Origin of the sequence: Methylobacterium sp. WL8, assembly GCF_008040045.1 — a bacterium.
GTDB classification, from domain to species: domain Bacteria; phylum Pseudomonadota; class Alphaproteobacteria; order Rhizobiales; family Beijerinckiaceae; genus Methylobacterium; species Methylobacterium cerastii.
On record NZ_VRVF01000023.1, the window covers coordinates 18,981 to 41,262 of the forward strand.

Consider the following 22,282-nt stretch of genomic DNA (forward strand, 5'->3'; position numbering starts at 1 on the left):
GGTGCCCGACTTCCGCTGGCGACAGGCCTTGATCACGGCGATCGCGCCGGTCACCGCGCGGGTGAAGAGCTTTCGCCTGCGCACCGAGATCGCCGACGCCTACAGGCCGGGCCAGCATGTCGACGTGCGCCTCACCGCCGAGGACGGCTACCGTGCGCAGCGCAGCTACTCGATCGCCTCGGCGCCGGACGGCTCGGGAACGATCGAGCTGATGATCGAGGGATTGGAGGGCGGCGAGGTGTCGGGCTTCTTCCACGAGATCGCCGAGGTCGGCGACGCGATCGAGCTGCGCGGGCCGATCGGCGGCGCGTTCTCGTGGGGGCCGGCCGACGGCGGGCCGCTGCTGCTCGTCGGCGGTGGCTCCGGCGTGGTGCCGCTCCTAGCCATGCTGCGCCACCGGGGGGCGGTGGCACCGGAGATCCCGGCTCTTCTGCTCTACTCGGCGCGGACCCGCGGCGATGCGATCGCGCTCGACGAGATCGAGGCGCGCGCCGGCACCGAGCCGGGCCTGTCGCTGATCTTCACCGCGACCCGCTCGGGCGGACGGCGGATCGATGCGGCGACGGTGGCGGAAGCGCTCACGACGCTCGGCCACCCGACCCGCGTCTTCATCTGCGGCGCCACGCCGTTCGTGGGCACGGCCGCGACGCTGCTGGTCGAGGCCGGCGTCGCCCCGGGGCTGATCCGCACCGAGCGGTTCGGCGGTTAGCAGTTCGCTCTACAGATTCTCTCGACGCGACGCCGGGCGTCAGGACCGCCTGATCTGCTTGCGCCGCTTGATGTCGGGGCTCGAGGCGCCGCAGGTCGGCAGGCTCTCCACCGACCCGTGGACCGCGGACGTGGTCGCCGAGAGGTCGTGGTAGCAGACGCAGCCTTCGGCGAAATAGTGGTGCACGAGCGCCTTGCGCGACCGGGTGACGTCGTTGCGCGGCGAGCCCCCGTGCAGGAGGTTCGCGTGCCAGAACAGCACGTCGCCCTTGCGCGCGATGAAGCGCCGGGGCGCGATGCCATGCTCGGCGATCGTGTGCTTGATCGCCGGCTCGTAGCGCTCTGCGTAGGCCGCGTAGCCCCTGTCGCGGAAGTCGTCGGTCGAGATGCCGACGTCGTGGCTGAACACGTAAGGCAGGCGATGGCTGCCGGGATAGTAGACCAGCGGCCCCGAATCGTCGTGGATGTCCTCCATCGCGACCCAGCAGGCGGCGAGGTAGCCGAGCGGGTAGGTCGTCATGTGGATCGAATCCGAATGTTCGGATTGCTGGCTCCCCTTGTGGGAGGCGATGGTCTGGAACGGGATCGCCCGGCGCCCCAGCACCATGCTGCTGAAGTTGAACAGCACCGGGTGCTCGAGCAGCGTATCGAGCTCCTCGACCTTGAGGTGCGGGTTGAGGTAGCGGCCGGGATGGGGGTCGTCGTCGGCAGCCTTCTCCGGCGCGAGCGTGATCTCGCCCTGCGCGATGGCGGCTTCGTAGGCGGCCCAGGCGACGTCGATCGTGTCCGGATCGACCGCGCCGCGGGCGACGTAATACCCGTTCTCGGCCCAGAACCGGCACATCTCGGCCTGCTTCGGTGTCAGCTCGCCCCGATCGAGGCGCCGCGCGATCGTCTCGGTGGCGTCCGGCCGGTCGAGCCAGGGCGAAGGCCCGGATTCGGGAAAGTTCTCCGAGCGGAACACCTTGATGCAGCCGATGTCGACAGGGACGTCGGCGTCCACGACGTTGGGCGCTCCGGGCCGCGAGACGGGAAGGTGCGCCGGCGGCTCGCTTCCGAGCGTGTCGCTCCGTCCACCGGCTAAGCCTCGGGCCGCGTTCGCCCAGGTCCGAACCTTGCCCGCTACGCTCGCACGCGTCATCGATCCGCTCCGCCCACCGCGCCGATATCAGAGGCTATCGATTTCGACATTGGATTTGGGTGATACTGAGGCCGTCGACCCAAGGCCGTTTGCAATGTCCGCGCCTGCGCGGGTCGGCTTGGACCGGTACGGCCGAAGCCGACCCTTGCCGTGATGTCTTCGATAGTCTCAAGGCCTGGCCCCGTGAAATCCAAGGGATTTCGGCGTTAGGCTGCAGCAGACGGCAAGGCTCACGGGCTGAAGATCAGCACCAGGTAGACGAAGAACACGATCAGGTGCACCGCCCCCTCCAGCACCGTGGTCCGCAGGCCCGAGAAGGTCAGCGTGCTGAGGATCAGGGTCACCGCGAGCAGCGTCATCTCGGTCGGCTTGAGGCCGAGCACCACCGTCTGGCCGGTGATCAGGCCGACCGCGAGCACCGCCGGCACGGTCAGGCCGATGGTCGAAGTCGCCGCACCGAGACACAGGTTGATCGCGCGTTGCAGCTCGTTGCGGGCGACGGCCTTCAGCGCCGAAATCGCCTCGGGCGTGAACACGATCGCCGCGATCAGCACGCCCGACAGCGCGGACGGCGCGCCCAGCGCCGCGATGCCGTGGTCGAGGATCGTCGCGAGGCTCTTGGAGAGCAAGACGATCGGCAGGATGTTGGCGACGAGCAGCACCGTGTGCCGGACGATGCTGCCGGCCGGCGCCTTGGTGCGTCGCTCCGGCTCCGCGACGGACCGGCTGCCTTCCGCGCCGGAACCATCTTGGAAGAAGTCGCTGTGCCGCCCGGTCTGGATCAGGAGGAACACCGCGTAGAGCGCCAGGGTGAAGCCCGAGAACGTCACCGCCTGCAGCGTGGTCAAGGTGCCGTCGCGGGTCGAGGTGGTGAAGTTCGGGATGATCAGCGCCAGGGTCGAGAGCGGGATGATCACCGACAGGAAGGCCGACGCCCCTTGCAGGTTGTAGCTCTGCTGGTGGTGCCGCAGGCCGCCGACCAGGAGCCCGAGGCCGACGACCCCGTTGAGGACGATCATCAGCACCGCGAACATCGTGTCGCGACCGAGGGTCGGCGCGTCCTTCGCGCCGAGCATCACCGCTGAGACGAGCGCCACCTCGATCACGACGATGGAGAGCGTCAGCACCAGGGTGCCCAGCGGCTCGCCCAGGATGTCGGCCAGCTCCTCCGCCTCATGCACCACACCGAAGGCACACCAGAAGATCGCGACGAGCAGCCACGCGAACAGGGCGAGGGCGAAGATCGGCGACGCCAGATCGCCGAGCCACGCCTTACCGAACCACGCGAAGGCGCCAACCGTCGTCCACGCCACCGCCAACCGCGCCGTTCCCATCGATCGTCCGATCCATCCACCCCTGCGACGATGCTTAGGCGATCGGGATGGATTGCGCACACGCAACCGCCCCATGCGGGCCGGGACGTGGCGGAAACGCCGGGAAGCCGCTAGAGGGTATGGCTTCGCAACCCGAGTCGAGACCGGTGAGCCTGACAGAGAGCCGCGCCCAGCGTCGGTTCTGACGGGACGGACGGTCGTGAAAGCCCCGTACCGTGCCGTTTCCCACCCTTCCCGCCCCGTTCGCGCGGGCGCTCGCCGACCATGACTACGCCGAACCGACGCCGGTGCAGAGCGCCGTGCTCGAAGCGGCCGCCGACGGCCGCGACCTCCTCGTCTCCGCCCAGACCGGCTCCGGCAAGACCGTCGCCTACGGGCTGGCCATGGCCGGCCTGCTCCTCGACGGCGCGGAGACGCTGGCGCCCCCCGGCGCCCCGCTGGCGCTGGTGATCGCACCCACGCGCGAGCTCGCCCTGCAGGTCCAGCGCGAGCTGATGTGGCTCTACGGCCCCGCCGGCGGCCGCGTCACGGCCTGCGTCGGCGGCATGGACCCGCGCCGCGAGGCCCGCGCGCTGAACGAGGGCACGCACATCGTCGTCGGCACGCCCGGGCGTCTGCGCGACCACCTCGAACGCCGGACCCTCGTCACCGACCAGATGCGGGCGGTCGTCCTCGACGAGGCCGACGAGATGCTGGACCTCGGCTTCCGCGAGGACATCGAGTTCATCCTCTCGGCGACGCCGAACCAGCGCAGCACCTTCCTGTTCTCGGCGACTCTGCCGAAGGCGATCGACAGCCTCGCCGCCCGCTACCAGCGCGACGCGCTGCGGCTCGCGGTGAAGAGCGAGACCCGCGGGCACGCCGACATCGCCTACCGGGCGATCCGCGTCGTGCCGCGCGAGATCGAGCACGTGGTGCTCAACCTGCTCCGCGCGGCGGACGCGCCGACGGCGATCGTGTTCTGCAACACCCGCAACGCTGTGCGCCACCTCCAGGCGAGCCTGACCGAGCGCGGCTTCTCCACCGTGGCGCTGTCGGGCGAGCTCGGTCAGGGCGAGCGGAACGCCGCGCTCCAGGCGTTGCGCGACGGCCGTGCCAAGGTCTGCGTCGCCACCGACGTCGCCGCCCGCGGCATCGACCTGCCGGGCCTGTCGCTCGTCATCCATGCCGACCTGCCGCACGACGCCGAGGTGCTGCAGCACCGCAGCGGCCGCACGGGCCGCGCCGGCAAGAAGGGCACCAGCATCCTGCTGATCCCGAACGCCCGCCGCCGCCGGGCCGAGCAGATGTTCCAGCTCGCCAAGATCAGCCCCGAATGGGGCGGCCCGCCCTCGGCCGACGAGATCCGCCGCCTCGACGGCGAGCGCATGCTGGAAGACCCGCTCTTCACCGAGGCGCCCGGCGAGGAGGACCTCGCGCTCGCCGAGACCCTGGTCACCGGCCGTACGCCGCTCGAGCTCGCTGCCGCGCTGGCCCGGGTCTACCGCACCCGCCTGCCGGCGCCGGAGGAGGTGACCGACCCCGGCGAGCAGTCCGGCCGCGGCGCGTCGAGCCGTCCGCCCTACGACCCGATGGACCCCGAGCGCATCGCCGCGATGGGCCCGGCGGTGTGGTTCCGGCTCAATCTCGGCCGGCGCGACAACGCCGACCCGCGTCGCCTGCTGCCGATGCTGACGCGCCGCGGCGGCATCGACCGCCAGGAGATCGGCGCGATCCGCATCTTCGACCGGGAGACCAAGTTCGAAGTCCGCGGCAACGCCGCCTCGCGCTTCGCGCAGGCGTTCGCCCGCAACGGCTCACCGGAGATCCAGGTGGAAGCGCTGGAGGGCGATGCGCCCGCCGCCGAGCGCAAGGGGCCAGCCGGCTTCAAGAGCCCGCGCGCGGCCAAGCACGAGCGCCACGTCGGAAAGCCCGAAGGGGCCAAGACCTACGCCCGGAAGCCGCGGGCCTGAGCCGCGACCGGGCGCCGCCTTAAGGCGACGCCCGTCACCAACACGTCCGGGTCCGGTCAGAACCGGTCGGGAATGCCCTTCACGGCGTCGCCGAGGGCCTCGACGCTCTCGCGGATCTTGCGGCCGGCGGGTGCGAGCGACGGGACCTTGATCCCGAACACCTCTGTGTCCTCGTCCTGCGCCTGGGCGGGCGCCAGCTTGGTCTCCGCCGCCTTGGCCTCGACCGCCACCGGCTTCAGGGCTGCAGGCTTCCCCGCCACCGCCTTGCTCGCCGGCACCGAAGTGGGCTTGGCGTGCGCCTCGATCCGCGGCTTCGCCTTGACCGCTTCCGGCTTGCTGATCTCGAGCTTCGTGACCTCAGGCTTGGCGCCCTCCTGCCGGATCGCCTCGTCCTTCGTCGCCGCCGCCTTGGCAACGATCGCCTTCGGCGGTTCGGGCGGCAGGGCCGCGTAGGTGGTGGTTTCCGTCTTGGCCCGAACCGTCTCGGCCGCGAGCGGCGCAATTCCGGGGACAGCGCGGGCCGGCGCGACCAGCGTCGCCTGGCGGGCGGGGCCGATCACCGGCACCTCGACGATGGCCGGAAGCGGCTGTTGCGCCGGGACGTCGGGCTTGCCCGCGGGGGCGACGGGGTTCGGGGCGACGGGGAGCGCGACCGGCAGTGTGACGGTGTCCGCGGCCGTGTTTCCGGCGCGCAGAATCGGGTCGACCCGCGCCTCGACGACCGGCGCAGTCGCCGGCTCGGGCGGCAGGATCTCGCGGATCTTCGGGACCGCGGGACCGTTTCCGGCCAGCGCCGGCATGCCGTCCTTGAGGTCGGGCCAGTCGGCGGCCTTCTGGCTCATCGCGATCGGTTTCGCCCGCTGCGGGCCGGCAAGGCTCGAGAGGTACGTGCTGGCGACGCCGGCGAAGGCCCCGGTGGCGCCGAGGCCCAGCGCACCGAACAGGGCGATCCGCGCCCATGGACGGCGAACGCCTGAGCGCGGGGTCGCGGCGGCGGCGGATCGGGTCTCGGAAGGGTCGAGGGCGAGATCAATCATCGGGCGGGGTCGATCTTGGCACGAGGTTGCGTCGGAAAAGCGAGACGAATGCGACCGATCCCCCCATCACGGTCGCGCCCGCCCCCGAAGACCTTCCGAACGCGAGATTTGGCGTTCCAATGAGGACCGGCAATACGGCGCAACGATGTCGTAGCGCATTCGCCGCGCTGATCCGCGGCTTCAGCACCCGGCGTCTTCTGTGGAGAAGTCGTTCCGGCGACGAGGTCTTGCGTAGACGCAGGCTGCTTAAGAACTCGTATCGCCTGCTCTCCGGCACGCCTCAACGCGAGTGTGCCAAGTAGCCGGCCTGCGCGCCGGCCACCCGCTCGATCGCGCGGACCCACCGATCCGCTGCTTGGGCGGGGCGCGGCCCGCCGGACAGGATGGCGGCCTTGAGCGCGAAGCCGTCCCGGTCGCCCCAGCGCGCGAGCAGGGCCTGGAACGCGTCGTGCCGCGCACGCTCGAACGGCATCGCGCGGCCCGCCGCGTCGCGGCAGGGATGCGGTGGATAGAGGTGGCCCACCGGCACGAGGCCCACCGGGATCGGCGCCGTCGCCAGGTGCGTCAGCCTGCGCAGTAAGATCTTCGGCACGACGAACGCCCGCGGACCGGAGGCGTCGCCGGCCCCGCCCAGCATTTCGATGCGCCCGAGCGGACCCGCGACGACGAGGTCGGCACCGCCCGCCACCAGCTCGGGCCGGATGACGGCGTCGAAGTCGATCGACGCCGAGCCGCGATGCGCGCGCAGCCTGTCCAACGCCGCCGGCCGGTCGGTCCTGATGCGGACCGACGCTGGGCTCAGCCCGAGCCCGAGATCGAAGCTCACCGCTTCGCGCCGCGTCGGATCGAGGGCCTCGGCGTCGGGGCCGAACTCGGTGAACCCCATGCGGGCTGGCGGCACGAGACTTGTCGCCGGCAGGCAAAGGGCGACTGCATGGCTCCAGCCGTCGCCCACCGGCATTTCGTAGGCGACCGGTCGCAGTGTCTCGATAAGCGTCAACACGACGCCGCCGCGGGCGGTCCGCAGACCTACCCTGCCCGCTTCGAGCGTCGCGAACGGCTCATCCTGCCCCCGGCGAAATTCGGCTGCGGCCCCGAACGCGCCGAGGCTCCACGCGCTCGCGGGGTCGGCGAGCGCGTCCAGCAGGATCTCGCGATCGTTCGCATCGAGAGGCATGGCGGCGACGGCTACGCCGGTCGTCGCGGCGGCTCAAGCCGGGTCGGTCGCCGAGGGCCGGAATGTGGATGGCCCGTCGGGCACCGATCCGCGCCATGGACTTCGCCGCGCCGCGCCGCCACCCTGCGTCGCGTGAGTGCCCAGCCGATCCCCTTCGCGACGCAGCCGGACGACGTGCCCGCCAGCGAGCCGACGCCGCCCCAGACGGTTCCGGCCGTCAGGTTCTGGAGCGGCTGGTCGACGCGTGCACGGCTGATCGCGGTGGTCCTGGCCATCGACGTGATTGCCGCCCTGGTGTCCTGCGGCGTCATCGTCATCAACGCGCGCAACGCGGTGAAGGTCGAGACGCGGGCGTCCCTGTCCACGGTGGAATCGCTGGTCGCCGACACGATCCGCCTCCTCGAGGCGGCGCCGGCCGAGCGCCTGCTTCAGACCCTCGACCTGCGCTTCCAGGTGCTGCGCCACGTCCGCGTGACCGTCCGCGACGCCGAAGGCGCGACGGTGGGCGCGCCGATCGGTCAGCCGCGCCCGGAGCGGGCGGCGCCCGTTTGGTTCGCCGACCTGATCATGCCGAAGATCGAGCAGCACGAATTGCCGATCGTCACCGCCGGCCGCACGATCGGCACCGCGCGGATCACCACCCAACCGATGGACGAGATCGACGAGATCTGGGTTTACGCCCGTGCGCTGTCGCTCACGACGTTCTGCATCAACGCGGCGATGCTGGCCGCCCTGTACCTCGCGCTCGGGCGGGTGCTGGCGCCGCTCGCGCGCCTCGCCGACGGCCTGACCCAGCTCGAGCGGCACGACTACACGGCACGCCTTCCGAGCCCGTCGAGCCACGAGTTTGCGGTGATCGCGACCCGGTTCAACCAGGTGGCGGAAGCCTTGAGCGCGGTCCGCGCCGCCAACGGGCGGCTGAAGCGGCAACTGCTGACCGCGCAGGACGACGAGCGCCGCAGCACCGCCCTGGAACTCCACGACGAGTTCGGCCCGTGCCTGTTCGCGCTGGAAGCCAACGCCGCCTCGATCGGGCGGTTGGCCACCGGAGCCGCCGAACCCGACCGCAACAAGCTCTCGGCGCGAGCGTCCGAAATCGCCGGGATCGTGTCGCAGGTGCAGAGCCGCAACCGCGACCTGCTCAATCGGCTGCGCCCGCACGCCCTCGGGCAGGTGCCGCTCGCCGATTGCCTGGACTTGCTGCTGCGCGACTTCGCCCGCCGCCATCCCGAGACGCGCTTCTCCGGGCACTTCGCCGGTCTCGCCCGCGGCTATGGCGACCTCGCCGACCTGACGGTGTTCCGCTGCATCCAAGAGAGCACGACCAACGCCGTGCGGCACGGCCGCGCCGCGTCGGTCACCGCCAAGGCGCGCGAGGCGGACGGCGCGCTGATGGTGTCGATCGCCGACGACGGCGCCGGGTTCGATCCCGACCACGGCACCGGGCTCGGGCTCTCGGGGATGCGCGAGCGCGTCGAGGCCCTCGACGGCACGTTTGTTCTTGACAAGCACCCGCCCGGCGCCGTTGTCCGCATTATCATTCCCGTGGATTCGCACCGGGGCGACGATCCCGGGTCGGAGCGATCCGCGTGAGCGGCCCTCCCATCCCGTGTCGTCTTCGCACCCCGAGTGGCCTCACCATGAAGTCCGTGGCTCGATGAACGCCTTTGCCATGAAGCCCGTCGCCGTCGAGACCCGGATGCCGGTGCTCGTGATCGACGACCACCCGATCGTGCTGCAGGGCTGCCGCCGGGTGCTGGAGGATGCCGGCATCGAGACGGTGGCGGAGGCGACGACGGTGGTCGACGGCTACCGCGCGTTCCACCGCCTGCGCCCGCCGATCGTGATCTGCGACCTGACCTTTCAGGGCAGCGGCCTGGCCGGCCTCGGCTTGATCCGCCGCATGTGCGCCGTCGAGCCCAAGACCCGCATCCTGGTCTTCAGCATGCACAACGATCCGGTGATCGTGGCGCGCGCGCTCGAGGCGGGGGCGCTCGGCTACGTCCTCAAGGACCATGCCTCTGCCGAGCTGTTCGAGGCTTTCGAGAAGGTCCGCGCGGGCCAAGTCTACCTCGACCGGCGGCTGGCCACCGAGGTCGCGATGCTGCGGACCGACGCCCGCCGCACCCCGGAATCCCAGCTGACGCCGCGCGAGCAGCAGATTCTCGTACGTCTCGCCCAGGGCAAGTCCTACGGCGTGATCGCGACCGACCTGTCGGTGAGCTACAAGACCGTCACCAACGCCTGCTCGCAGATGCGCCAGAAGCTCGGCGTGCGCACGCTGGCCGAGCTGATCCACGTCGCCGTCACAGAGGCCCAGCGCCAGGGCTGACCGGCACAGGCGCGACACGACGGAGGAGCGAACCATGGGCGCGACCGAGACAGGCCCCTTTTCGCAGGCGGCGTGGGCGCGCAACGCCGCGCTCTACGAGACCATCCGCACGATGCCGTTCAACGCCGAGCTCGCCGCCGGCACGCTCGGGCAGTCGCGCTTCCGGCACTACATCGTGCAGGACGCGCACTACCTGATCGGCTTCGGCCGTGCCTTGAGCCTCGCCGCCGCCAAGGCGCCCGAGCCCGACGGCATCGTCCTGTTCGCGAAGGCCGCCGAGGAGGCGATCGTGGTCGAGCGCGCGTTGCACGGCGGCTTCTTCCGCGACTTCGGCATCGGTCCGGACGCCTTCGCCGCGACGCCGCTGACGCCGGCCTGCGACCACTACGTCGCCTACCTGCTCTCGACCGCCTATGCCGAACCGTTCGAGGTGCTCCTCGGGGCGCTGCTGCCGTGCTTCTGGATCTACGCCGAGGTCGGCCGAGACATCCTGGCGCGCGAGAGCGCCGGCAACCCCTACCACGCCTGGATCGACACCTATTCCGGGACGGACTTCCAGGAGGCCGTCGCCCGGATGATCGCGGCGACCAATGCCGCCGCGATCCACGCGTCGCCCACGTTGCGCGAACGCATGCACCGGGCCTTCACGCACGCCACCCGGCTCGAATGGATGTTCTGGGACAGCGCCTACCGCGACGCCGCCTGGCCGGTCTGACGCGCATTTTCGCGATGGCCGCCGGTTGCCACCGTGCTTCGTCCGTTTCAGCAAAGCGTCGGAGGCCGCGCCGGAAACGGTTTTCCGCCGAGAACGCGGGCAACGCTTCGGAATGCGCCGCGTTGTCGCGTTAACCAAGGAGGTTAACGTGCAACAGAGCTGGATGACCCTTCCCGAGATCGCGCTGCACCATCACATCTCGATCGCGGATGCACAGACGCTCGTCGATGCCGCGAACTGCCCGAAGGTGTTCAAGACGGACGCGACCTTCTACCTGATTTAACGAACTGTCCGTCGCCGATCGAGGCCAACGATCGGCGAAACTGCTTCGGGCTCCCCGGTCTCTTGCATGAGCTTGCCGGGCGAGCCTTACGCAGACATTCAAAGGAGTGTGGATTTGATCCGATCAAGCGCGACAATGCGCCCATAGGAGTCCGCTTACCTTGGAACTCATGCACGTTCGGGAAGCGCCGATTGGAGCGGGCGACGGGAATCGAACCCGTATATTCAGCTTGGGAAGCTGACGTTCTACCACTGAACTACGCCCGCGCCGGACCGCGTTTCGGCAGCGCGGCTGGACCATAGCAGAGCCGCCGGCGTTGTCCACGGGTTCGACGTTGCGACGAGGCTGGATCCGGCGGCGTTGCCCAGAGCCGTCGGCGCAGTCTTGCGCTGTGCCTTTGCCCTCCGCAAACGGTCTCCCTCCGTCCCCTCCGTTCCCATGGCGTCGGCGTTCCACTATCACCCCTCGGACACGTACCCGCGATGCCTGCGGCGTCCGCCCGCCTGGGTGGCGCCGGCCGAGGATTGATCTGAGATCCATGGACGCCCCTTCCCCTCAGGCCGCGCCCGCGGACAACCCCGCGCGGCTGATCCTCGCCTCCGCCTCGCCGCGCCGGCTCGCCCTATTGCAGCAGATCGGCATCGAGCCTGACGCGCTGCTCCCCGCCGACGTGGACGAGACCCCGCTGAAATCCGAATCGCCGCGCGAGCTCGCCCGACGCCTCGCGCGGGCGAAGCTCGCCGCCGCGCAGGGCGCTTTGCACCTGCACGCGCACGGCGCCAGGAGCTGGGTCCTCTCGGCCGACACGGTGGTGGCGGTGGGCCGGCGCGTGCTGCCGAAGGCCGAGGTGCCCGACGAGGCCGCCGACTGCCTGCGCCTGCTCTCCGGCCGGCAGCACCGGGTGTTCACGGCCGTGTGCCTGCTCTCGCCGAAGGGGACGCGACGCGAGCGGATCGTCGAGAGCCGGGTGCGGTTCAAGCGGCTGTCGCAGCGCGAGATGAGCGGCTATCTCGCCTCCGGCGAATGGCGCGGTAAGGCCGGCGGCTACGCAATCCAGGGCTTGGCCGGCGCCTTCGTGGTCAAGCTCGTCGGCTCGCATTCAGCCGTCGTCGGCCTGCCGCTCTACGAGACGATGGCGCTCCTGGATGGCGAGGGCTTCCCGGTGCGCGCCGGCTGGAGCGCGATGGCATGAGTGCGCCCGTGAAGCTTCCCGCCTGCCCGATCTGCGGAAAGCCCGCCGACCCGAAGCTGAAGCCGTTCTGCTCGGAGCGCTGCTCGGACATCGACCTCGGGCGCTGGCTGAGCGACCGCTACGTCATCCCGGCCTCGGAGGACGAGGACGACGGCGACCTGCCGCCCGCCCGGAAACCCGAATCCGAATAGCCAAAAAATCATCGGTCTAGCTTGCGGGATCAGGCTGGACAGGTCGGGGGGCACTGACTATACCCCCGCTCCAGTCGAGGCCGCCAAGCGGTCCGGCGAAGGCCCAGGTAGCTCAGTTGGTAGAGCATGCGACTGAAAATCGCAGTGTCGGCGGTTCGACTCCGTCCCTGGGCACCATCTCTTCCCATCCGCTGAAACGAGTCTTCCGCCCTTGACCTTCTATGGGCGGCTCTGCGCGTTTCGCCGCCGCCTCAGCCGGCTGCCTCCTCAATCTCTTCGCACAGTGACGCCGCCGCGCTCAGGTCGTCCGGTGTGTTGACGTTGTGGAACGGGTCGAACCGCGAGACCGGCCATCGCACCACCGTCGCACCGTGGCGCTCGATGAAGCCGCCGACGCGGCGCTCTCCGCGTTCGACGTGGGCGGCGCGGAGGTCTTCCCGCAGACGCAAGGGCCAAAGGGCGACGGTGTAGTGTTGCCGCTCGCCAGAGGCGGCGAGCACGATCGCGGCCTTGTCCCGGGCGGCTGCGAGGCGGGCGATCAGGTCGTGCGGCAAGAACGGCGCGTCGCCCGAGACGCTGGCGACGTATTCGACGGTGGGATGGAACGCGGCGGCGTGGTCGAGCCCGGCCAGGATGCCGGCGAGCGGCCCGGGATGGCCGGGGACGCCGTCCGGCAGGATTGGTCCCGGAAAGCCCGTGAACCGCGTCGGATCGCCGTTGGCACTGAGGGCCACTCCAGACGCGCATTGCGGCGCTAGCCGTTCGGTCACGCGTTCCAGCAGGGTCCGCCCGGCGAGCGGGAGCAAAACCTTGTCGCCGCCGCCCATGCGCCGGGCGAGGCCGCCGGCCAGGATCAGGCCCAGGACCGGCGGCGTCACGGGGCTACTCGAACACGATCTTCGGCGCAGCCCGGCCGGCCGGCGCGGCGTTGAGGTTGTCCCAGAGCTTGGCGGCGATCTCGCGGTAGACCCTGGCCTGCGGCCCGTCGGGCGCGACCGCGACGACCGGCTGGCCGGCATCCGACGATTCGCGGATCGTCATGTTCAGCGGCACCTCGCCGAGGAACGGCACGCCGAGGCGCTGCGCCTCGATCCGCGCGCCGCCATGTCCGAAGATGTGCGATTCGTGGTTGCAGTTCGGGCACACGAAGGTCGCCATGTTCTCGATAACGCCGAGGATCGGCACCGCGACCTTCTTGAACATGGTCACGCCGCGGCGCGCATCGATCAGCGCGAGGTCCTGCGGCGTCGAGACGATGACGGCGCCCGACAGCGGCGTCGCCTGCGCCATGGTGAGCTGCGCGTCGCCGGTGCCCGGCGGCATGTCGACGATCAGCACGTCGAGCTCGCCCCAGAGCACGTCGCGCAGCATCTGCGTCAGCGCCGACTGCACCATCGGGCCGCGCCAGATCATCGCCGTCTCCGGCTCGATCAGGAAGCCGATCGACATCACCTTGAGGCCGTAACCTTCCATCGGCTCCATGCTGCGGTTGTCGACCACCTTCGGCTTGCCGGAAAGGCCGAACAGCTTCGGCACCGAAGGCCCGTAGATGTCGGCGTCGAGCAGGCCGACCTTCAGGCCCTGCGCCTTCAGGGCAAGCGCGATGTTGCAGGCGGTGGTGGACTTGCCGACGCCGCCCTTGCCCGAGGCCACGGCCACGATGTGGCGAACCCCCGGCAGGGCTGGACCTTGGCCGGGAGGCGCGCCTGGCCGCGGCGGAGCGGCGGTGACCGGGACCGGCGCCGCCTTGCTCTGCTCCGGCATGCCGGGCGCGCGTTCTGAGGTCAGGCTGGCGAACACGCCGGACACGCCGGGCATCGACAGGACCTTGCCCTCGGCCGATCGGCGGATCGGCTCGAAGCGGGCGGCCTCGCTCGCGTCGATGAGGATCGAGAACATCACGCGGTTGGTCGGGTCGACCACCACCTGCGAGAGCCGGCCGGAAGCCGGCAGCGTGGTTCCGGCGGCATCGATGGTCACGGCCTGCAGGGCAAGCAGTACGTCGTCTCGGGTGATCGCCACGGTCTGGCTCCTTCGCCGGGTCCGGCGGCTCGAGATCTCGAAAGGGATGGTTCCGGCCCATGTAAACAGCCGTGCCGGAAACGCCAGCCGCCGCAGGCACGACGCCGTGCGGCCCCTGTGCGCAGGCGATCGAACCAACCGATGCGTCATCCGTTGTGACACGACCGCCGGCGCGGGCGGCAGGGAGAGCCGACGCGCCGTCACCATCTGGAGAGACGACTGCGATGCATCAGGGCAACCACCGCGACCACGAGGGCGCGAAGAAGCTGTTCGAGCTGGTGAAGGACGTGAAGGTGGCGATGATGACCACCGCCGACTCCGACGGCACGCTCAACAGCCGTCCGATGTGGAACAACGACATCGACGAGAACGGCGACCTGTGGTTCTTCACCAAGCTGCACTCGCCCAAGACCGCCGAGATCAGCCGGGACAACCAGATCAACCTGTCGTACTCCGACCCGTCGAGCCAGACCTACGTCTCGATCGCCGGGAAGGCCGAGATCGTCAGCGACCAGGCGATCGTCGACGCCAAGTGGACCGAGAGCCTGAAGACCTGGTTCCCGAACGGCAAGGACGACCCCGAGGTCGCGCTGCTCCGCATCCACCCCGAGCAGGGCGAGTACTGGGACAGCCCCAACAGCAAGATGCTGCACCTGTTCGGCTACGTGAAGGCCACGCTCACCGGCGAGAGCCCGAAGACCGAGACCAAGAAGGTCGACCTGGCCTGAGCGATCCGACTTGATCTCCTCGGATCGCATCCGAGCCATCGGAGGCGGCGTGCCCCATCGGGCGCGCCGCCTTTTCGTTGCGCGGCGCGCCCGCATCCGTTGACACCGGTGCGTCGGTCGTGCGCCCTCCAGGCTTCGTGTCGTCCGACCCCGAGGCTTCCCCCAAATGCTCGATCTCGCGCGGCGGGTGCACAACCACAATTTCGGTATCGACCCGATCGTGCGGTCGCTGCTCGACACCGATTTCTACAAGCTGCTGATGGCGCAGACGATCCTGCGGCGGCACCGCGACGTGGCGGTGACCTTCGGCATCAACAACCGCACCACCCGCATCCGTATCGCCGACGAGGTCGATGCCGGCGCGCTCCGCGAGCAGCTCGACCACGCCCGGTCCCTGCGTCTCTCCCGCGGCGAGGCGACCTGGCTGCGCGGGAACGCCTTCTACGGACGCCGCCGCATCCTGTCGGCCGACTTCATCGCGTGGTTCGAGGGCTTCCAACTGCCCGAATACCAGCTCGAGGCGCGCGACGGGCAGTACGAGCTGACCTTCCACGGTCCCTGGGTCGAGACCACGATGTGGGAGGTTCCGGCGCTCGCCATCCTCAATGAGCTGCGCTCGCGCGCGGTGCTGCGCAACCTCGGCAAGCTCGACTTGCAGGTGCTGTATGCGCGGGCGATGACGCGGGTCTGGGAGAAGATCGAGCGTTTGCGCAAGCTTCCGGACCTGTCGATCGCCGATTTCGGCACCCGCCGCCGGCACGGCTTCCTGTGGCAGGATTGGTGCGTGCAGGCGATGGACGAGGGCCTGGGATCGAAGCGTTTCCTCGGCACCTCGAACTGCCTGATCGCGCTACGCCGCGAGGTCGAGGCCGTGGGCACCAACGCGCACGAGCTGCCGATGGTCTACGCGGCCCTCGCCGAGGACGACGCGGCGCTGGCGCGGGCACCCTACGACGTGCTGCGCGACTGGCAGGAGGATTACGAAGGCAACCTCCTCGTCGTGCTGCCCGACACCTACGGCACCACCGGCTTCCTCGCCGGCGCGCCCGACTGGCTGACCGACTGGACCGGCATCCGCATCGACTCGAAGGACCCGATCGCGGGCGGCGAGGAGGCGATCGCGTTCTGGCGCTCGCGCGGCGCCGACCCGCGCGAAAAGCTCGCGATCTTCTCAGACGGGCTCGACATCGACACGATCGAGCGGATCCATGCCCATTTCCACGGGCGGCTGCGGATCGGTTACGGCTGGGGCACCCTGCTCACCAACGACTTTCGCGGACTGGTGCCGGATGGCCGGCTCGACCCGGTCTCGATCGTCTGCAAGGTCACGCATGCGGACGGGCGCCCGACGGTGAAGATCTCCGACAACCCGACCAAGGCACAGGGGCCGGCCGACGCCATCGCCCGCTACAAGCGGGTCTTCGGCGTCGGCGAGCAGGACGCGATGGCGGTCGTGGTCTGACCGGAAAGCGACGCCGCCAGACCTCCCCCCAACACACCTCATTTTAAGGTGCGGCCGTGAAGCGGGCGCCTCGAAGGATACCTCCAGGATCCGCATGAACCCTGGAAGGCTCCTTCAAGGCCCGCTGACGCGGGCAATTCAGGATGAGGCGGCGGGTCGGATGCCGTGATCAGGGATCGGACGCATCGTCCCCCCGGCGTCTGTCAGCAACGAGCGGTTGAAACCTTTTTGCCCTCGGCTCGATCCGCGCCTGCGCTAGCTGATCGCCCACAGCCCGGTCGCCGCGTCCGAACAAACGCAACCGATGTGGCCGGCTCAGCAGGGACGGAGGCACCATGTCGAAGATCGATCGACGCGCGCTGATCGCCGCCGCGGGCCTCGCGCTCGCCGCGCCGGAATTGGGTCACGCGCAGGAGTCGGGCAAGCCGCAGGATGCGGCAGCGCCCAAGCCGGAGGCGAAAGGCGTGACCCATACCCTGGCGCGCTACGTCGTGAACGCCCGGTTCGAGGATCTGCCCGAGACCGTTCGCCGCGAGGCGACGCGGACCTTCCTCAACTGGGTCGGCGTCGCCATCGGCGGCTCGCACCACGAGACGCTGGACGTCGCGGTGTCGGCGCTGGCGCCGTTCTCCGGGCCGCCGCAGGCCGGCCTGTTCGGCCGCACCGAGCGCTTCGACATCATGAACGCCGCGTTCCTGAACGGCGTGTCGAGCCACATCTTCGACTACGACGACACGCACCTGAAGACCGTGATCCACCCGGCCGGCCCGGTCGCCTCGGCGATCCTCGCCTATGCCGAGATGCATCCGGTTTCGGGGCGGGACTTCCTCAATGCGCTGGTGCTCGGGATCGAGACCGAGTGCCGGATCGGCAACGCGGTCTATCCGAACCACTATGACGTCGGCTGGCACATCACCGGCACCGCCGGCGTCTTCGGGGCGGCGGCCGCCGCCGGCAAGCTGATGGGGCTCACCGAGCAGCAGATGGTGTTCGCCCTGGGGCTGGCCGCTTCGCAGCCGGTAGGCCTGCGCGAATCGTTCGGCTCGATGAACAAGAGCTTCAATCCCGGCCGCGCCGCCGCCAACGGCCTGTTCGCGGCGATTCTGGCGGCGAAGGGCTTTACGTCGTCGGACGGGATGATCGAGGCCAAGCGCGGCTGGGCCAACACCGTCTCGACCAAGCAGGATTATCGCGAGATCACGGAGGGGCTCGGCACCCGCTACGAGAGCCTGCTCAACACCTATAAGCCGTTCGCCTGCGGCATCGTCATGCACCCGGCGATCGACGCCGCGATCCAACTGCGCGACGAGCAGCACCTGAAGCCCGATCAGATCGCCCGCGTCGACCTCAAGGTGCATCCGCTGGTGCTCGAGCTCACCGGCAAGACGGCACCGCAATCCGGGTTGGAGGGCAAGTTCAGCATCTTCCACGCCGTCGCCGTGGCCCTGGTCGAGGGGGCAGCCGGCGAGAAGCAGTTCAGCGACCGTGCGGTGCGCGACCCCGTGGTCGTCGCGCTCCGCGAGAAGGTCGTGCCGGTGGTGACGCCTGGAATCGCGGCGGCGCAGGTCGACATGACCGTGACGCTGAAGGACGGCCGCACCCTGCACCGCCGCATCGAGCACGCGATCGGCAGCGTCGAGCGGCCGATGACCGACGCGGCGCTGGAGCGCAAGTTCACCGACCTCGCAGACGGCGTGCTGCCCGAGGCGCAGGCCCGGCGGGTGATGGCCCTGTGCTGGTCGCTCGAAACGCTCGGCGACGCGGCCGACGTCATCCGCGCCGGCGTCGCGCAGGCCTGACCGATCACGGTTCCGTGAAAACGGCACGGCCCGCGAGGGATCGTTTCGCTGGTCCGTGTCGTTCCTCGTTCGCATCGGCGACAGCACAACCGGTGCGAGCGTAAGCGTACGGTTCCGGTGGCGGCATGGCGACGAAGACTGAAGACCCTCACCTCGAAGCGCCGTCCCCGACCCGGATCGCCGCGGCCGAGACCCCGAAGACGGCCCTGGTCTCGCCGGTCCTCGTCAGTGCGACCATCATCGCCGGCCTGTATTTCGGGCGCGAGATCTTCATCCCGATCGCCATCGCCGTGCTGCTCTCGTTCGTGCTCGGCCCGCTGGTGGCGCTGCTTCGGCGCTGGCACCTGCCACGGGTCGTCGCGGTGGGCGCCGCGGTGGTGTTCACCCTCGGCGTCGTCGCCGCCCTGGCCACCCTGATCGGCGTGCAGGTGGCGGGCCTCGCCGGCGACGTACCGCGCTACCGCTCGACCATCGAACGCAAGGTCGAGGGCCTGCGCGACAGCCCGGCTGCGCATCTCGCCGCCTACGTCGCCAACATCGGCCGCGCGCTGCACGACGCCGGCAACGGCGACAAGGCGCAGAAGCCGGACGCCGAGGCCAAGCCCGAAAAAAAGCCGGAGGCTAAGCCCGAGCCGAACCCGGAGGCGAAGCCCGCGCGGCCGCAGGCGGATCCGGTCCTGGTCGAGATGCGGCAGGCGCAGCCGGGTCCGCTCGAGACCGCGAGCACCCTGCTCTCCCCGGTGATGCAGCCCCTGGCCACCACCGGCATCGTGTTCGTCGTGCTGCTGTTCGTCCTGATGCAGCGCGAGGATCTACGCGACCGGATGATCCGGCTCGCCGGTTCCAGCGACCTGCACCGCACCACCGTCGCGATGGATGACGCCGCGCGGCGCCTCAGCCGCTACTTCGTAGTGCAACTGGCCCTCAACACCGCCTTCGGGCTCGTCGTCGGCATCGGGCTCTACCTCATCGGCGTGCCGAACCCCGTGCTCTGGGGCATCGTCTCGGCGGTCATGCGGTTCGTGCCGTATATCGGCGCCTTCCTGTCCGCCCTACTCCCGCTGGCGCTCGCCGCCGCGGTCGACCCCGGCTGGAACATGGTGATCGCCACCGCGATCCTGTTCATCGTGCTGGAGCCGCTCACCGGCCAGATCGTCGAGCCGATGCTCTACGGCCATTCCACCGGGCTCTCGCCCTTCGCGGTGCTGATCTCGGCCCTGTTCTGGACTTGGCTGTGGGGACCGGTTGGGCTTCTGCTCTCGACGCCGTTGACCGTCTGCCTCGTCGTGCTCGGCCGGCACATCGACAAGCTCGAGTTCCTCGACGTGTTGTTCGGCAACCGGGCAGCGCTGACGCCGGTGGAGAACTTCTACCAGCGCATCCTCGCCGACGATCCGGAGGAGGCGCAGGAGCACGCCGAACTGATCCTGCAGACCTGCTCGCTGTCGGCCTACTACGACGACGTGGTGCTGAAGGGCCTCGAACTCGCCGCCCGCGACGCCGCCCGCGGCGTGCTCACCCTCGACCAGAAGTCCGACATCCGCGCCTCCGTCAGCGAGCTCGTCGACGCGCTCGCCGAGCGGGACGACCAAGTGCCGACGCCCGCCGCTTCCGAGTTCAAGCCGACGGGCGATGCCCCGGCGGCGGCGACGCCGGACCCCGACGCGATCCCGCCGGCCTGGTCGCAGGACGGGGCGGTGCTCTGCGTCGCCGGGCGCGGCTTCATCGACACGCCGGCGGCCACGATCCTGGCGCAGCTGTTGGCCAAGCGCGGGCTCGGGACGCGCATCGTTTCGTTCGGCGAGGTGTCGCGCGCGAAGATCGCGGACTTCGATCCCGGTGCGGCGCGGATCGTCTGCATCGTCTCGTTGGCGATCAGTGGCGAGCCGGCGCATCTGCGGCGCCTCGTCGACCGCCTCCAGCGTCGAATGCCGGACGTTCCGGTCGTCGTCGGGTTATGGCAGGCGGACGACGACTCCGCCGGTCGCGGCAGCATCCCGGCGGCCGAACACGTTTCCTCCCTGGGGAGCGCGGTCGACACGGTGCTCGCGCATGTCGGCACCAAGCCGGAGCGGCCGATCCTGCGCGTCGCGGCCGAGGCCTGACGGCGCAGGCTTGACGGCGCCTGGCGAAACCCGCCTTCCTGCCGCGATTGCGGGACCGTGCGGGGAAAAGCCGATGAGCGTCGTCGAACTCGGCCGGTTCATGGACGACCTGGCCGAAGCCTCGGGCCAAGCGATCGTGCCATTCTTCCGGGCGCAGGTCGCCTTGACGGACAAGGCCGCCGGGACGGCGCCGTTCGACCCGGTGACCGAAGCGGACCGCGCGGCCGAGCTCGTCCTGCGCAACATGATCCGCGCCCGCTTTCCCGCGCACGGCATCCTAGGAGAAGAATTCGGCTCGGAGCGTCTCGACGCGGAATACGTCTGGGTGCTCGATCCCATCGACGGGACGCGCGCCTTCATCACCGGCATCCCGACCTGGGGCACGCTGATCGGTTTGACCCGGAACGGCGGCGCCGTGCGCGGGCTCATGCACCAGCCCTATCTCGGCGAGCGGTTCACCGGCGACGGGCGCAGCGCGCGCCTGCGCGGGCCGCGCGGCGAACGGACGCTCCACACTCGCCGCTGCGCCGAGCTGTCGGCGGCGATGCTCGCCACCACCGACCCACGCCTGTTCACCGAGGGCGACGAGGCCGAGCGGTTCCGCGCCATCGAGGGCCGCGTGCGCATGTCGCGCTACGGCACCGATTGCTACGCCTACTGCATGTTGGCCTCGGGCCAGGTCGACCTCGTCGTCGAGGCCGGGCTGAAGCCTTACGACATCGTGGCGCTGATCCCGATCGTCGAGGGCGCCGGCGGCATCATCACCGCTTGGGACGGCGGCCCGGCGACCGCGGGCGGCCGCATCGTCGCGGCCGGCGACCCGCGCCTGCACGCGGCGGCGTTGAAGCACCTGAATCCGTAAGTCTCGCGCGCCTCCGGGCGATCGTCGGCACGTGCGCGCGAACTGAACCGATCGTGCGGCCGCGCCGTTCCTCGTGGTTCGCAACCCTCACCACGGACGCCCGTGCTCCTCGCCGCGATACTCCTCCTGACGACCCTGCCACCCCTGGCTGAGGATTCAGCCGTTGCACTTCGCGCGCAGGTCGTCACGCTGCGCGCATCTGGGGCCGAAGGCGCACCGTACTATCAGCACGTGGCGCGAGCGGTCTCGAACTGGCGGGCGCAGGCCGGGGCGGAGCTTCGGCCGGTCTCGCTCGCCCTGGTCGCGCGGGTCGCGCCGACCGAGCCGGCCTTCGTCGCGCGCTGCGCAAAGCTCAACAATTACTGGTGCATCAAAAGTGCGCGCTGGACGGGCGAAGTCGGCGCCGACGCCGAGGGGCATACCGGCTTCGCCACCGCGGCAGACGGAGCCGACGCCGCGGCCGGCCTGCTTCGGCGCTACTACCGCGACTACGGGCGCCGCACCGCGCTGGCGATCGTGCGCCGCTGGGCGCCCGCGAGTTGCGGCCTTCCAATGCCCGGGCCGATCGCGAAGAACACGAAGCCGTCGCCCCTCGCACCCCGCGGGATCGGCGGCACGCTTCGCGCCCGCTACCTCGCCCGCCACCTTCCCGGAGGTGCCCGCCGCGGCGGGCGGACGGCCCTGCGGGTGCAGCCCTGGTCGCCCCTGGCACGAATGAGCGGCCATCCCGCCCGGCGCCCTGCCATCGCGACCCGCGTCGCATCGCGGCCGGTCGCAGACATCGCCGCCGGGCTTTCGGACAAGCCGGCGGCCGCATCCGCTCGCGTCGTGCGCGGTGCGGACGGCCCGGCCGCGCTCCTCGACCGGAAGGTGCCGTCCCCGGATCGGCTGGTGGCCGAATCCGCGCTGCTGCCGATGATCGTCTCCGGCCTGTCCCTGGGCGATCTGCGCGCGCCGGCGCCGCTCTGCGGCGGCGACGAAGTCCGCATCGGCAACTACGCCGCCGCCATCGCCAAGAGCGTCGGCCTACGCTCCACGGACGACCTTGCGCTGTTCTCGCCCGATGGGAGCCCGCTGCCGAACCTCGCGGCGGTGATGCGTGCGATGTCGGCGGTGGAGCTCGGCGCCCTGCATGCCGGGCCGCCCCTCATCGAGGCCGCCATCGCCCGGCTCGGGCCGGTCACGGCGGCGACGGCCGACGCGGCGAAGTAGCGTTTGCCGAACGGAGTCTCGCCGCGCCGA

The 22,282-nt window shown here is 70.3% G+C and carries 20 protein-coding genes and 2 tRNA genes; 15 read left to right on the plus strand and 7 right to left on the minus strand.

Features of this window, described 5'->3' with window-relative positions; genetic code table 11:
• Position 1 precedes the first annotated feature (1 nt).
• Entirely contained in the window at positions 2 to 709 is a 708-nt protein-coding gene (locus tag FV234_RS10725) for an FAD-binding oxidoreductase (RefSeq protein ID WP_147753007.1), read from the plus strand.
• Positions 710 to 748: 39 nt separating this feature from the next.
• On the opposite strand, the gene FV234_RS10730 is transcribed toward FV234_RS10725, so the two are convergent.
• Positions 749 to 1,711, minus strand: coding sequence for a phytanoyl-CoA dioxygenase family protein (locus FV234_RS10730; protein ID WP_246686167.1), 963 nt, complete (start codon positions 1,709 to 1,711; stop codon positions 749 to 751).
• Between the two features lie 368 nt (positions 1,712 to 2,079).
• Complete coding sequence (locus FV234_RS10735; protein WP_147829225.1) at positions 2,080 to 3,183, minus strand: calcium:proton antiporter; 1,104 nt, start codon at positions 3,181 to 3,183, stop codon at positions 2,080 to 2,082.
• Positions 3,184 to 3,398: 215 nt separating this feature from the next.
• Here FV234_RS10735 and FV234_RS10740 point away from each other — a divergent pair, with 215 nt between their 5' ends.
• Positions 3,399 to 5,135: a DEAD/DEAH box helicase gene (locus tag FV234_RS10740; protein ID WP_147763239.1), complete on the plus strand. Its 1,737-nt coding sequence runs from the start codon at positions 3,399 to 3,401 to the stop codon at positions 5,133 to 5,135.
• Positions 5,136 to 5,191: 56 nt separating this feature from the next.
• Here FV234_RS10740 and FV234_RS10745 read toward each other — a convergent pair whose 3' ends face one another.
• Complete coding sequence (locus tag FV234_RS10745) at positions 5,192 to 6,172, minus strand: hypothetical protein (RefSeq protein ID WP_147829227.1); 981 nt, start codon at positions 6,170 to 6,172, stop codon at positions 5,192 to 5,194.
• Positions 6,173 to 6,452: 280 nt separating this feature from the next.
• Positions 6,453 to 7,349 (minus strand): hypothetical protein, encoded by an 897-nt coding sequence (locus tag FV234_RS10750; RefSeq protein WP_246686168.1) that lies wholly within the window; start codon positions 7,347 to 7,349, stop codon positions 6,453 to 6,455.
• Positions 7,350 to 7,523: 174 nt separating this feature from the next.
• Between FV234_RS10750 and FV234_RS10755 the strand changes: the two genes are divergently transcribed.
• The 4 genes from FV234_RS10755 to FV234_RS26925 all read left to right on the plus strand — a co-directional run bounded on the left by FV234_RS10755 (position 7,524) and on the right by FV234_RS26925 (position 10,679).
• Entirely contained in the window at positions 7,524 to 8,942 is a 1,419-nt protein-coding gene (locus FV234_RS10755; protein WP_246686170.1) for an ATP-binding protein, read from the plus strand.
• Positions 8,943 to 9,006: 64 nt separating this feature from the next.
• On the plus strand, positions 9,007 to 9,681 hold the full coding sequence (locus tag FV234_RS10760; protein WP_147829233.1) for a response regulator transcription factor: 675 nt from the start codon (positions 9,007 to 9,009) through the stop codon (positions 9,679 to 9,681).
• Positions 9,682 to 9,715: 34 nt separating this feature from the next.
• Entirely contained in the window at positions 9,716 to 10,396 is a 681-nt protein-coding gene (locus FV234_RS10765) for a TenA family protein (protein ID WP_147752174.1), read from the plus strand.
• Between the two features lie 148 nt (positions 10,397 to 10,544).
• Complete coding sequence (locus FV234_RS26925; protein WP_281407956.1) at positions 10,545 to 10,679, plus strand: hypothetical protein; 135 nt, start codon at positions 10,545 to 10,547, stop codon at positions 10,677 to 10,679.
• A gap of 192 nt (positions 10,680 to 10,871) precedes the next feature.
• Here the strand turns inward: FV234_RS26925 and FV234_RS10770 are convergent.
• Positions 10,872 to 10,945 (minus strand) — tRNA-Gly (locus tag FV234_RS10770).
• Between the two features lie 272 nt (positions 10,946 to 11,217).
• Between FV234_RS10770 and FV234_RS10775 the strand changes: the two genes are divergently transcribed.
• The 3 genes from FV234_RS10775 (at position 11,218) to FV234_RS10785 (ending at position 12,239) form a co-directional block, all read left to right on the plus strand.
• Complete coding sequence (locus tag FV234_RS10775) at positions 11,218 to 11,871, plus strand: Maf-like protein (RefSeq protein ID WP_147829235.1); 654 nt, start codon at positions 11,218 to 11,220, stop codon at positions 11,869 to 11,871.
• Entirely contained in the window at positions 11,868 to 12,062 is a 195-nt protein-coding gene (gene yacG, locus FV234_RS10780; RefSeq protein WP_147829237.1) for a DNA gyrase inhibitor YacG, read from the plus strand. The genes FV234_RS10775 and yacG overlap by 4 nt, the downstream gene beginning before the upstream one ends.
• Before the next feature lie 101 nt (positions 12,063 to 12,163).
• A tRNA-Phe gene (locus FV234_RS10785) sits at positions 12,164 to 12,239 on the plus strand.
• 74 nt (positions 12,240 to 12,313) lie between these two features.
• Here FV234_RS10785 and mobA read toward each other — a convergent pair.
• A complete protein-coding gene (mobA, locus tag FV234_RS10790) occupies positions 12,314 to 12,940 on the minus strand; it encodes a molybdenum cofactor guanylyltransferase MobA (RefSeq protein WP_281407957.1) in 627 nt (208 codons plus the stop codon).
• Between the two features lie 4 nt (positions 12,941 to 12,944).
• On the minus strand, positions 12,945 to 14,084 hold the full coding sequence (locus FV234_RS10795) for an Mrp/NBP35 family ATP-binding protein (RefSeq protein ID WP_147829239.1): 1,140 nt from the start codon (positions 14,082 to 14,084) through the stop codon (positions 12,945 to 12,947).
• Between the two features lie 224 nt (positions 14,085 to 14,308).
• Between FV234_RS10795 and FV234_RS10800 the strand changes: the two genes are divergently transcribed.
• The 6 genes from FV234_RS10800 (at position 14,309) to FV234_RS10825 (ending at position 22,252) form a co-directional block, all read left to right on the plus strand.
• Positions 14,309 to 14,812, plus strand: coding sequence for a pyridoxamine 5'-phosphate oxidase family protein (locus FV234_RS10800; protein ID WP_147752179.1), 504 nt, complete (start codon positions 14,309 to 14,311; stop codon positions 14,810 to 14,812).
• A 166-nt stretch (positions 14,813 to 14,978) separates the two neighbouring features.
• Positions 14,979 to 16,274: a nicotinate phosphoribosyltransferase gene (locus FV234_RS10805; RefSeq protein WP_147829241.1), complete on the plus strand. Its 1,296-nt coding sequence runs from the start codon at positions 14,979 to 14,981 to the stop codon at positions 16,272 to 16,274.
• Between the two features lie 335 nt (positions 16,275 to 16,609).
• Entirely contained in the window at positions 16,610 to 18,073 is a 1,464-nt protein-coding gene (locus FV234_RS10810; protein ID WP_147829243.1) for an MmgE/PrpD family protein, read from the plus strand.
• Positions 18,074 to 18,198: 125 nt separating this feature from the next.
• The gene (locus tag FV234_RS10815; RefSeq protein WP_147829245.1) at positions 18,199 to 20,178 is read left to right on the plus strand and encodes an AI-2E family transporter; all 1,980 of its coding nucleotides are present in this window, start codon (positions 18,199 to 18,201) and stop codon (positions 20,176 to 20,178) included.
• Between the two features lie 73 nt (positions 20,179 to 20,251).
• The gene (gene hisN, locus FV234_RS10820; RefSeq protein WP_147763575.1) at positions 20,252 to 21,040 is read left to right on the plus strand and encodes a histidinol-phosphatase; all 789 of its coding nucleotides are present in this window, start codon (positions 20,252 to 20,254) and stop codon (positions 21,038 to 21,040) included.
• A gap of 102 nt (positions 21,041 to 21,142) precedes the next feature.
• Complete coding sequence (locus FV234_RS10825; RefSeq protein ID WP_147752184.1) at positions 21,143 to 22,252, plus strand: hypothetical protein; 1,110 nt, start codon at positions 21,143 to 21,145, stop codon at positions 22,250 to 22,252.
• Positions 22,253 to 22,282 lie beyond the last annotated feature (30 nt).